Raw genomic sequence first — 12,294 nt, 5'->3', positions numbered from 1 at the left:
TTTTTTGTACCGTCCCCGCATCCTCAAGCCTATAGCAGGCTTGGGGATTTTTCTTTGCAGGCGGCAGCGGCAAAACGGGAGTGGACCCGGGTCAGAGACATTAGAGTTTACAGCATCCAATGAATTATAATAGAGGCAAACGTCATTCCAGGCTGGAAAGAAGGCATAACTATGATTCTGATTCCGATTGTTGCCGGTGCCGCAGGCCTGGCCGCCGCCGCAGTGGCGGTTATGAAAAGCTACCGCCCGTTCGGAGGCCGGGCGCCTGCCGGCATATTGTCCGATATACGCCGCTCGCCGCGTTATATCAAAGGGAAATTCGTGAATGAAATTCCCGCGTCGATGGATAGCAGTCTGAAAGGCGGACTGTCTATGGCCAGGGATTTTTTGAAAAGAAACCCGAACGCCCGTCCTGCCGTTCCTCTTGTGCCCGAACGGAGCGATCTTCCGTGGTTGTCGTCCAAAGCTGATGAATCCTGGATCGTCTGGTTTGGCCACTCGGCGCTTCTGCTGCGGATCGACGGGGTGACCCTGCTGCTGGACCCGATGTTGGGCCCTGCGCCATCACCGTTTCCCTGGATCGGCGGGCGGAGGTACAGCAAGGAGCTGCCGTCCGCGCCCGAAGACCTTCCCGAAATTGATGCCGTACTGCTGTCGCATGATCATTACGACCATCTGGACTACGATACAATCCGCAGGCTTAAATCCAAGGTGGGACGGTTTATCGTGCCGCTTGGCGTAGGTGGCCATCTGCTGCGGTGGGGCGTCGAACCCAACAGGATTGAGGAGCATGACTGGTGGGATACGTTTAGTTTTAAGGGGCTGGAGCTGGCCTGCACGCCGGCAAGACATTTTTCGGGGCGCAGCCTGCTGGACCGCGATGCCACGCTCTGGTGTTCTTGGGTTATCCAAGGAAGCCGCAAGCTATTTTTTAGCGGGGACAGCGGCTATGGGCCCCACTTCCGGGCAATCGGGCAGAAGTTTGGCCCCTTTGATCTGACGATGATGGAGTGCGGGCAATATGACGACAGATGGGCGGACATTCATATGACGCCTGAACAGACGGTGCAGGCCCACCGGGAGGTAGGGGGCGGCTGGCTGCTCCCGATCCATTGGGGCGCTTTCACACTGGCGTTCCATGATTGGACCGATCCGGTGACCCGGGTGCTGAAGGCGGCGTTGGAGCAGGGAGTCCGCGTAACGACGCCCCGGACTGGCGAACCGGTACGGTTGACGAATACTGCCTATCCCGCCGGGCGCTGGTGGGAGTAAACCAGGGAACGAAAGAGAACTCTAAAACTAACGTAAAGGAGGGAAAAAACATGGCCGAAACGATAAATTCGCAGGAGCTGGTGCAGGCGATTGCTGCCAAGACGAAGGCCGATCCCCAGCATATCCGTCTGGTGCTGAAGCATGAGCAGACGTTTTTGGATAATGCCAAAGCGGGCGCCAAGGGCGAGGTGGAAATCGACAGCGATGACCTGGTTGACTACATCGTCGGACGCCGCGACGTCAAGCTGGATGAGCTGACGGTGGAAACGATCCTGGAAGCGGAAATGGATGTACTGATGGAAAAAGGGCTTGCCGGTTACGTGGACTAACCCCGCTTCCTTTGAAATAAGGCGTTCGGCAGCACCCTGTCACAGCGGTATAACCGCGGCTGGCAGGGTGTTTTTGCGCTGGAGGAATCCAGGCTCCCATCAGTTCCTTCTTGACAAAACACCGGTTCTCGGAGAAAACTGATTGCAAACGCTGACAAAATCGAAGCCGCCGGAGGGACAAAACGGATGCTGAGCAGAATCAAGGAACTGAATACGCTGCGGAATCAAATTTTTGTCGGTTTTTTGCTGGTTATGCTGGTCATTATCGGCGTAGCCGGGCTGTTTATCTACAAGAACATGTCCGTCCAGCTGAAAAACAACTCGGAGCGCCATATCCAGCAGACAGCAGTGCAGGCGAGCGGACGGCTTGACGCGCTGATCGCGCAAATTGACAGTCTGATGGGCCAGGTGGCGAACCATCCTACTGTTCAGCAGCTGCTGCTGGAGGAGCTGAACGGGCATCCGGTTACCTTTAATCAGCGCCAGTCGCTGCTCCAGGTAGTTTCCAGCTATCAGGCTTACATGCCCAGTGTGGGCTCATTGGAAGTTTATACGTCGGATGACCGGCTGCTGTTTCCGATTAAGGAAGGCAGTCTGCGGTCCCGGATCGACACCCGGTACATTCAGGAGGCAGGGAGACAAAAGGGACGGCTGGTATGGATCGGCATTGATCCGAGTGATGAGCAGTCGCTGCTAGCGATCCGCCAGGTCAGCCTGATGGACCGCTGGTTCTCAAAAGGCGGTTATGTCATGGCCAAAATCCAGCGCAGCTACTTCCAGCTGAACGACCCGTCCGGAGACAGGAACGGAGAGCGGATCCTTTTGGCCGGCCAGGACGGCAGACAGCTGGGCAGCGGCGAGGGGCTCGCCGACGTCACCCGCCTGCTGGGCAGCGCCAGTCAGACGGTAACGTTTGAGGGACAGGAGTATGTCCAGGTCAAACAGTATTCCGGCAGGACGGGCTGGACACTCCTGGTGCTGACTCCGGTAAGCTACGTCACCGAAGGGCTGTCGGTGCTGCGGACGGTGCTGCTGCTTTCCGGCGCGATTGGCACGATGCTGTTTCTTGTCATGTCCTTCCTGCTGTCCACCATGATTACACGCCCGATCATCAATCTGATCCGGGCGATGCGCAGATCAAGGCTGGGGACCTTGACGCCAAACCCCGAGACGGCCTCCACCATGGAGCTGAGGGAATTAAATAATACATACAACGCCATGGTCAAAAACATCAATGACCTGATCCGCGTCGTATACGAAAAGGAAGTGCTGCAGAGCCGGACGGAGCTAAAGGCACTGCAGGCTCAAATCAACCCGCATTTTTTATTCAACACGCTGGAGGCATTTAACTGGTCGCTTGAGGAAAAAGGGGAGGAGGAGCTGGCGGCGCTGATGGTGTCCCTCTCCAAGCTGTTCCGCTATATCATCGGCAGTCCCGGCCGGGACGAATGGGTGACCGTCGGCGAAGAAATGGGGCAGGTGCGCCGGTATCTGCAAATCATGGAAATGCGCCTTGGCGAACGGCTGGAATGGCGGATCGACCTGGATGCCGAGACGGCGGCTGTCCCGGTTCCGAAGCTGATGATTCAGCCTGTGGTCGAGAATGCCATCCTGCACGGCGTTGAAAGTGTGATCGGCAAAGGGACAATTGCCGTAACGGCAAAACCCGCTCCCCGGCCGGGCTGGACGCGGATCACCGTGGAGGACAGCGGGCCCGGCATGGACGAAAGCACCCTTGCCGCTCTGCGGCAAACCCTGGAGGATGGGGCGCCGGCTGCTTCCTCCAAAGGAACCGGCGTAGGCCTGGTCAATGTGCAGCGGAGGCTTCGCTTGTATTACAGCGGGCGCAGCGATTTGGTTTTGGGCCTTCAAGTAGACAGCCTTCCGCAAAAGGGCACAACGGTAACGTTTGACATTCCGAATGAGCATGGGGGCGAAATAGATGGGACTCATTACACGAACCATTCTGGTCGTTGACGATGAACCGAGAACACGGCAGGGCATCAAGCAGACGCTGGAAGCCTGGTCCGCCGGCAAATACCGGATTGAAACGGCGGATAATGGGATTGAAGCGCTGGAGACGCTGCGCAGGGAGCCGGTGCATCTGCTGATTACTGACGTGCGTATGCCCGAGGTCAGCGGACTGGACCTGATCCGCTCGCTGGCCGGAGCGGAACGGAAGCCGGCGATTATCGTCATTTCAGGTTACGCCGAATTTGAATACGTCCAGCAGGCGCTGCGGCTTGGAGCAGTTAATTACTTGTTGAAGCCGCTCGATAAGCAGGAGCTGATCCAGACGGCAGGCGAAGCGCTGGCGCTGGAAGAGGAGCGGCTGCGCCGCGCCAAGCTGGAGAAGCTGGTTGATCCGCGGCTGCTGAACCTGGAGCCGGAGGAGGAAGAGCGGAGCGAACCGGTGAAGGTTGCGCAGCGGCTGGTGGAGGAACGGCTCGAAGAACCCTTGACCATGGCTGAGGTGGCTGCACAGCTGCATCTGAACGCCAGTTATTTCAGCGTGCTGTTTAAGGAAAAGACCGGCATGCCGTTCAGTGAATACGTGACGCGATTGCGGGTACAGCGGGCCAAGCAGCTTTTGTCGGCAACGTCGCTATCTGTTGGCGAAATTGGCGAGCGGGTGGGGTACCGGACGGACAAATATTTTATCAAAGTGTTTAAGGAGCAGGAAGGAATCAGCCCCAGCCGCTACCGCCAGCGGCTCCAAAACGTAGCGGAAGGAGATTGGGAGTAACCGGAATCGCCCTCCTCATTTACCAAAAAAAGTGGAATTTTAGCCAATGAGCGTGATCTTATAGGCCGCCGGAAGCGGTGCTACAATTACGTTGTGAGCGGTTACACAGCCGCGAAGACAAAAATCTGTCAGGGGGAAAGACGATGCGTAAGAGAACAAAAGCTTCCGGTTTCCTGCTTCTTTTGTCATTCATGTTAGCGCTTGCAGGCTGCGGCGGATCGAACGGAGGAAATAACGGAGGGGAGGCTGACGCTTCAGCCGGAAGCGGGTCAAACGGGGCAGCCGCCAGCGCGGGCGGACAGAAGGTTACCCTGAATATGATGCATCTGTGGCCGGCAGGCGTGTCGGCGCAGCAGAACAAGCTGGTCTCCCAGATCGTTGATCAATACCAGAAAGAGCACCCGAACGTAACGATCAAACAAGAGGTGCTGGAGAATGAGCAGTATAAAAACAAACTGAAGGTGCTGTCCGCTTCAAACGAGCTGCCGGACGTCGGCATCACTTGGGCGGCGGGATTTATGGAGCCTTACGTCAAGGGCGGTTTGTTCGCTCCGCTGGACGACATTCTGGGCGGCGAGCAGCTGAAGGACAAATTTGTTGCGGGAACGACCGAAGCTTATGCGGTGGACGGCAAGACGTATGCGCTCCCGATTGAGCTGAATATCTCGCCGATTTATTATAACAAGGCGATTTTCAAGCAATACAACCTCGAAGTGCCAAAGACCTACGAGGAGTTCAAACAGGTGGTGAAGACGCTGGCCGATAACGGAGTGGCTCCCATTGCGCTTGGCAACAAAGACCGCTGGACCGGCTCGCTGTGGTATATGTACCTTGCCGACCGCATCGCTGGCAGCGATACGCTGAAGCAGGCGGTCAGCGGCGCGGGATCGTTTGAAGACCCCGGCCTGATCCAGGCGGCGGCGGAAGTGCAGAATCTTGTGAAGATGAACGCTTTTAATAAAGGATTTAACGGCTTGTCCAATGACGAAGGCAAATCGGAATTCATGAACCGCAAAGCGGCGATGTATCTGATGGGAACATGGGAATTGCCGAACTTTACAACGAACCCGGATATCCCGCAGGATTTTAAGGATGAGGTTGGTTTCTTTAAATTCCCGACGGTTGAAGGCGGCAAAGGCAGTATCGACAGCTGGGTTGGCGGTCCGGGCGTCGGTCTGTTCGTGGCTGAAAACTCCAAAGTGAAAGAGGAAGCCAAAGCGTTTGTCGAATATTTTGTTGCCAAATGGGGCGAGGAGTCGGTTACAACGGCGGGTGTTATTCCGGCGACGAAGGTCGATACTTCCTCCGGCAATCTTCCGCAGCTGTACATTGATCTGCTCAACGAACTGAATAATGCCAGCAGCATCACGCTGTTCGCTGACGTTCAGATGAAACCAAATGCCGCACAAACCCACTTGAACATGATCCAGGCGTTGTTTGGCGATGCGGCTACACCCGAAGAGTTCGCAGCCAAGCATAAAGAAGCGGTCGAACAGGGGAACTAGATCCGGTTAACGAACGAAGTCCGGTTAAAGGAAGAGCAGGTTCGTCTTTCGCAGCCGCGGGACACCTGCTCTTCTCCCTTCGGGCCTGGAGTGTGAAAGGAGGAAAGCGACCATGGACAAGGTCATGTCCAACAAATGGGTGATTGCCGGCTATGTGCTGCCGTCGCTGCTGCTGATTCTGGGGGTAATTTATGTTCCGATCGTCATGACGGGATATTACGGTTTGAATCAGTGGGACGGCATTGGAGCCCTGCAGTTTATCGGGCTGGACAACTATTCGGCGCTGGTGAAGGACTCCGCGTTCTGGCAGAGTGCGCTGCATTCGCTGCTGCTTGCGGCATTTTCAGGGATCAGCCTGATCGGGTATCTGGCGGTCGCAATGGTGCTGGCCGGCAAGATCAAAGGAGCCAACCTGCTCCGCAAAATCTACCTGATTCCGATGCTGCTGTCTTCGGTGGCGATTGCCCAGCTGTGGCTGAAAATTTACCATCCGACAAACGGCATGCTGAACAGCTTTTTGCATACGCTTGGGGTGGAAAATCCGCCTTCCTGGCTGGCTGATCCGGCGATTGTGCTGGGGGCGCTGTTTATCCCGATTATTTGGCAGTACGCCGGATTCTATATCCTGATATACTATGCCGCGCTCAAAAACGTACCGGAGTCCCTGACCGAAGCGGCGCGGATTGACGGTGCAAACGCCTGGCAAATCGCACTTCGCATCAAGCTTCCGCTTATCAGCGAAGTGATTAAAGTAACTGTGGTGCTCGCTGTGGTCGGGTCGCTGAAGTATTTCGATCTGATCTACGTCATGACGGACGGAGGGCCCAACGGCGCAAGCGAAGTGATGGCCTCCTACATGTATCACAAAGCTTTCCGCAGCTTTGATTTCGGGTACGGCAGCGCCGTCGGTTTTTTCCTGCTGCTGATCTGTCTTGTCGTTACTTATCTGATCCGAAAAGCGACGGCGACCAAAGACACGATTCAATACTCGTAAATTACGCAAAGTGGATAGCGAAGGAGGATAAACGATGAGAGCCGAAGCTGTAAGAGGCTATCCGCCCCACACGCTGACGGGCGGCCGTTCAAGATGGCGCGGAGCAGGTTACGCCTTAATGTATGCGCTGCTCGCCATTCTGGCGGCGGTGCAGGTGCTGCCGCTGGTGTGGCTGCTGATTTTTTCCCTGAAGAATAACCAGGAAGTATTTAACCTGCCTCCGTTTGCACTGCCGTCCAAACTGCATTGGGAAAACTATGTTAACGTATGGACGAACGGCAATATCGGACAGTATTTCTTCAACAGCGTCTGGATGACCGCTTCGGCATTGGCGCTGACGGTGCTGCTCGCGAGTTTTGTTACCTTTGCGGTTACCCGGATGCGGTGGAAGGGCAGCTCTTTTGTGCTGGGGCTGTTCATGGTTGGGCTGATGATTCCGGTGCATTCCACACTGATTCCGCTGTTCAGCATGTTCCTGAAGCTGGGTTTGACTGACAATCCGGTCTCGATCATTATTTCTTATATTGCTTTTAATCTGCCAACGACCATTATGATTTTGCTCGGGTTTTATTATGCGCTGCCGAAGGAAGTGGAAGAAGCGGCGGTTATTGACGGCTGTTCGGTGAATACGATGTTTTTCCGGATTGTTCTGCCGATGACTTCGTCGGTGATGGCGACCACAGCGATTATTAACATGATTTATAACTGGAATGAATTCATCTTCGTGAACACGTTCATCAGCTCGGACCGGTATAAGACGCTGACGGTAGGCGTACAGAACTTTATCGGGCAGTACACGACCGACTGGGGCGCCATCGGCGCTACCCTGATGATCAGCATTCTGCCGATTCTATTGGTGTTCCTGGTAATGAGCGACCGGATTGTGGAAGGCATTGCGGCCGGGTCGGTTAAAGGGTGAGCGGCGGGCTGTGCTGGATTTAGAAGCGATGGAAGCAAGCAGGGGCGCTTTCAGTAAAAATAAGGTTTGAAACAGCGGCAGCCAAGGATAAGAAGTAAAGTCCCTGACTGCCGCTGTTTTATGGAAATATCGGTTTGCGTTAGACTGCACATCCGCCAGCGGGTTATCACAGAACGCGATACAGAGGTCTTTGCGGACCCAGAGGACGTTATTTCTGAGATTCTTGGGCTTTGGTATGCCTTTGCGGACTCAATGTGCTTAAGTCAATAGAGTGGACACGATAAAAAGGTCAATTTGCACGTTTAAGCTTGTTATAATACTGTGACTCAAAGCGATCCGGTGAGAGATAGCCTAGCTTACTGTGTATTCGTTTCCGGTTGTAAAAGAACTCAATATACCGGAACAGATGGCTTTCAGCCTCCTTCTGAGTCTGGAAGCGAGGTCTACGGTGGATTAGTTCTCGCTTGAGGATGCTATGGAACGATTCAATGCACGCATTATCGTAGCAGTTTCCCCGGCGGCTCATGCTGCGAATCATATGGTACTCTTTTAACTTCTTACGGTACTCTACAGAGGCATACTGACTTCCCCGGTCCGAATGGTGGATGACTCCCTTGTCCGGCTTCTGGGCCTCATAAGCCTTGTCTAGAGCGTCAGAAATTAACTCTACTTTCATCCGGTTTCCCAACTGCCAGCCGACAATCTTGCGCGTGAATAAATCGAGAACGCTCGCTAAATAAACCGTGCCTTGACGTGTACGAATGTAGGTAATATCGGTGACCCAGACTTGGTTTGGCTTTGTGCAGATATCGAAGTGTTGGTTTAACCAATTTGGTGCAATCGGGAAGTCATGGTTCGAATCCGTCGTTTGGACTTTAAATTTCCCCATTGCTTGCGAGCGAAGATTCCGTGCCCGCATGAGTCGGCCTACCGTTTTTTCACCCACGGTAAACCCTTCTTCATGCAATTTTTTAGTGATCTTAGGACTGCCATAGATCGAATCATTGTCATGAAAGTGGTATTCAATACGCTCTACCAGCTGCTCCCGGCGCTTTTTTCGGTCACTGGGAGGGGTGCTTCGCCATTTGTAATACCCACTTCGGGATACACCAAGTACGCTGCACATCTTCTCAATCCGGAATGTTGAGCGGTGCTGCTCAATAAACTGAAACTTTAGCTCCGGTCTTTGCTGAAGATGTGCATTGCCTTTTTTAGGATGGCAACTTCCTCTTCCAAATCTCTATTTTTTTGCTCTAGTTCTACAATCTGCTGTTCTTGTGAGCGCAACTTGCCACTTCCCACAAACGGTTCATCTGGGAACTGCCGGTAAGTCATCATCCAATTCTTGAGTGTTCCCTTGGGTATGTCAAGTTCCAGAGCAATCTCATCCATTGACTTCCGTTGTTCTTGAATATACTTCACCGTTTCTTCTTTGAACTCTTTGTTGTATCGCTTTCGTTCTGCCACGGTTACCACCTCTTCTAGATTTTATTCTATTATCATGGGTTAGATTTACCGTGTCTACTTACTAGTCTAATTCACTGAGTCCGCAAACTTGTACCCATACTTTCTCTGGCGGCTACAAAAGGCGGGAATCTGGGATGATCCTGAAGCATGTTACCATTGAACCCGACTTTGAGCAGATGATGATGGATACCACCATAGTCCAAGTCCATCAGCATGGGGCCGGCGCAAAAAGGGGCAAAGCAAGCAGGCAAGCGAGCAAGCAAGTAAGTAAGCGATCGGACGTTCCCGGGGCGGATTACCGACCCAGATTCATGCCGTAGTCGACGCACTGGGAAACCCGCTACGCTATGCATTCACACCTGGACAGTCAAACGATTCCGTGATAGGTCACGAAATGCTTTCAACCCTGGATCTACAGAATCGAGAAGTGTTGGCCGATCGGGCTTACGATACACGATACCAGTGCAATTATTGCCTTGCTTGTTAAAGGGACGAAACGCAACCCCCCGTCATTCCGAGCAAGCGAAACTGGCGAAAGAAACGAGCTTACGACAAGGATGCTTATAAGGAACGGCCTTTAATCGAATGCTTTTTAATAAAATGAAAAGTTATCGGCGCTTGGCAACCCGCTATGACAAGACAGCGAGCATGTCCAAGGCTTTTTTTGCGTTGATTTCGGATGAGGTTATGGCTGAAATAAGTTTGTGTACAGACTTTAGTAAATTTTATCATAATCAATTAATACCGTAATCTGCCAGTTAACTTAATTAAGTATAGGCATTCTAACGCTTGATTTTTAGTCTACTACTTCATTTTCTTTAACCAGCCGGGGAAGATATCTCCCCGGCATTTATGTCTGTGAGAAGCTGACCTGGTGTGTTTGTGCAAGAAATGTTCATAGAACGTTACCAAATTTCGACAAAGTGAATGCGTTCACAAATCCGATAACAATGAGGTGTTCCAATATATAGTACATATGGGGGAATCATGATGAGATCTAAGAACTCGCGATTTAATTCCATCAGAGTAAAGTGGACAATAGTGCTGCTGCTCCTGTGCATTGTGCCTTTACTCGGCTCTACCCTCTTTCTTACCCAGTATCTGGGGGATGTCATCCGCGATGATAATGAACAAATCGCCGGGCAAACCCTGCAAATGAATGTGGACAGAATCGAGGAGTGGGTGCAGCAGAAGGCTGGCGCCGTAGCAGGTCTCGTTGCCACCCATAAGGAACTGGCTGCGCTGAAACCGGAGACGCTTTTCCCGGTGCTGCAAATTTTGGACGACAGCGATAGCCAATCCGAAGGCTACAGCTTGATTGACAAAAAAGGGCAGCTGCTGAACATGATGAAGATGACGGCGGATATGAGCAAAGCGGATTATTTTTTGAAGGCCAAAGAGACAAACGCCTTCTCGATTTCATCCATGTCGTATCTGGAGCCGCTCAAGAAATACATCATCCCCATCATTGTTCCGGTACAGGATGACAGCGGAAAATTTGCCGGGGGCATTGCCTTCTCCCTGACGCCGGATGTGCTTGGTGAAATGGCCAAGACGATCAAGCTGCAGGACACCGGGTACGGCTATTTGGTGTCTGCCGACGGGACCTATTACACCTCCAGCGATCCGGAGCGTATCGGAAAAAACATGAAGGACTTCGCTTCTACTCCGGAGATGACCAAGGCTTTTGACAAAATGCTGGCTAACGACAGCGGGTCGGTCACCTACCGGGAAAATGGACAGAATATCGTGAACTACTATCAGACCGTACCGAATACGGGCTGGAAGCTGGTCATCTCCGTGCCGGAAAGCGAAATTACCGCTACGGTCGATCAGGCGATGCTTTTTTCCATGATCATTGTAGGCGTGGTCGTTGTGCTGGTGGCTGCCGTCTCCGTTTTCCTGACACGGATGGTCTCCAAACCGCTGATCGCGGTATCCCATACCATGAACCTGGCGGCGGCGGGTGATTTGACGCAGCGGATTCAGACCCGGTCCCGCGACGAGATCGGACAAATGAGCCACGACATCAACACAATGCTGGGTTCGTTTGCAGACATTATCCAGAAGATCGAACGTACGGTCAGCCGCGTATCGGACGCCTCCGCCGAGCTGCTGGGCGCCGCCGGCGAATCGGCCCAGGCATCGGGGGCGATTGCCGCTGCGATTACTGGCGTGGCCGCAGGAGCGAAGGTGCAGGCTCAGGGCGCGGAGCAGTCCTCCCGGGCGACCGAGGAGATGGCCGTCGGCGTGCAGCGGATTTCCGAGTCGGCCGCCAATGTATCCGACCAGTCGGAGGGGGCAGCCAGCGAGGTTGAAAACGGGAACCGGGAAATCGAATCCGCAATCGAGCAGATGAACGTAATTGCTTCTGCCGCCAATGTGACGGCAGAGCGGGTGACGGAGCTGGCGGGCCGTTCGGATGAGATCGGCGAAATTGTCGCGCTTATTTCGGATATGGCTAACCAGACGTCGCTGCTGTCCCTGAACGCGTCGATTGAAGCGGCCCGGGCTGGCGAGCACGGACGCGGCTTCTCCGTTGTGGCGAGCGAAGTGAAGAAGCTGGCTGCCCACACCGATGAACTGGCTAATAACATCAAGGAAATCATCGGCTTCATTCAGGAATCAACGGCCAGCACTTCGGACTCGATGCAGAACAGCATCGCGGAAATCGGCAAAGGTATTTCGCGGATGGAGAGCGTCGGCATGTCGTTCCAGCAGCTGCGCACTTTGATCCGGGAGGTGTCGACGCAGATGCAGGATGTATCCGCCACGACCCAGCAGCTGTCCGCCGGAGCGGAGGAAATCACCGCCTCAGTGGAAGAAATGTTCACCGTCGCCAAAGAATCGTCATCTCATGCCGAGTCAGTGTCGGCATCCGCCCATCAGCAAAATGCGCTGATGGATGAAATCTCGTTGTCCACCCGACAGCTGAATGAAATGATGCTGGAGCTCAAACAGACAATCGACGTCTTCAAAGTGTAACCAAGGAAAAACGCGATATAAAGCGCAGCACGAAAAAAAAAGGCGCGTCCCCTGGCGGGACGCGCCTTTTCCTAGCG

Annotated in this window: 9 protein-coding genes and 1 pseudogene; 9 read left to right on the top strand and 1 reads right to left on the bottom strand. The window is 53.6% G+C overall.

The genetic code is table 11. The features are described 5' to 3' along the window. Positions 1 to 171: 171 nt before the first annotated feature. The 7 genes from ACE6ED_RS13640 to ACE6ED_RS13610 all read left to right on the top strand — a co-directional run bounded on the left by ACE6ED_RS13640 (position 172) and on the right by ACE6ED_RS13610 (position 7,765). On the top strand, positions 172 to 1,272 hold the full coding sequence (locus ACE6ED_RS13640; protein WP_410827723.1) for an MBL fold metallo-hydrolase: 1,101 nt from the start codon (positions 172 to 174) through the stop codon (positions 1,270 to 1,272). A 50-nt stretch (positions 1,273 to 1,322) separates the two neighbouring features. Further along, positions 1,323 to 1,601, top strand: a complete 279-nt coding sequence (locus ACE6ED_RS13635) for a hypothetical protein (protein WP_410827722.1) — start codon at positions 1,323 to 1,325, stop codon at positions 1,599 to 1,601. 186 nt (positions 1,602 to 1,787) lie between these two features. Further along, on the top strand, positions 1,788 to 3,578 hold the full coding sequence (locus ACE6ED_RS13630) for a sensor histidine kinase (protein WP_410827721.1): 1,791 nt from the start codon (positions 1,788 to 1,790) through the stop codon (positions 3,576 to 3,578). After that, entirely contained in the window at positions 3,544 to 4,347 is an 804-nt protein-coding gene (locus ACE6ED_RS13625) for a response regulator transcription factor (protein WP_410827720.1), read from the top strand. The genes ACE6ED_RS13630 and ACE6ED_RS13625 overlap by 35 nt, the downstream gene beginning before the upstream one ends. Positions 4,348 to 4,490: 143 nt before the next feature. Then, positions 4,491 to 5,852 carry an extracellular solute-binding protein gene (locus tag ACE6ED_RS13620; protein WP_410827719.1) on the top strand — a complete coding sequence of 454 codons (1,362 nt, stop codon included), beginning with the start codon at positions 4,491 to 4,493 and terminating at the stop codon, positions 5,850 to 5,852. Positions 5,853 to 5,964: 112 nt separating this feature from the next. After that, positions 5,965 to 6,846 (top strand): carbohydrate ABC transporter permease, encoded by an 882-nt coding sequence (locus ACE6ED_RS13615; protein WP_410827718.1) that lies wholly within the window; start codon positions 5,965 to 5,967, stop codon positions 6,844 to 6,846. A 34-nt stretch (positions 6,847 to 6,880) separates the two neighbouring features. Continuing rightward, a complete protein-coding gene (locus tag ACE6ED_RS13610; RefSeq protein ID WP_410827717.1) occupies positions 6,881 to 7,765 on the top strand; it encodes a carbohydrate ABC transporter permease in 885 nt (294 codons plus the stop codon). A gap of 289 nt (positions 7,766 to 8,054) precedes the next feature. Here the strand turns inward: ACE6ED_RS13610 and ACE6ED_RS13605 are convergent. After that, positions 8,055 to 9,232, bottom strand: a pseudogene (locus ACE6ED_RS13605) (IS3 family transposase). Positions 9,233 to 9,506: 274 nt separating this feature from the next. On the opposite strand from ACE6ED_RS13605, the gene ACE6ED_RS13595 reads away from it, so the two are divergent. Then, complete coding sequence (locus ACE6ED_RS13595) at positions 9,507 to 9,719, top strand: transposase (RefSeq protein WP_410827844.1); 213 nt, start codon at positions 9,507 to 9,509, stop codon at positions 9,717 to 9,719. A 500-nt stretch (positions 9,720 to 10,219) separates the two neighbouring features. After that, entirely contained in the window at positions 10,220 to 12,217 is a 1,998-nt protein-coding gene (locus tag ACE6ED_RS13590) for a methyl-accepting chemotaxis protein (protein WP_410827715.1), read from the top strand. Positions 12,218 to 12,294 lie beyond the last annotated feature (77 nt).

The sequence above is a fragment of the Paenibacillus nanchangensis genome (genome assembly GCF_046543445.1).
GTDB classification, from domain to species: Bacteria; Bacillota; Bacilli; order Paenibacillales; family Paenibacillaceae; genus Paenibacillus_AQ; species Paenibacillus_AQ nanchangensis.
This window is presented reverse-complemented; position numbering and strand designations above follow the sequence as displayed.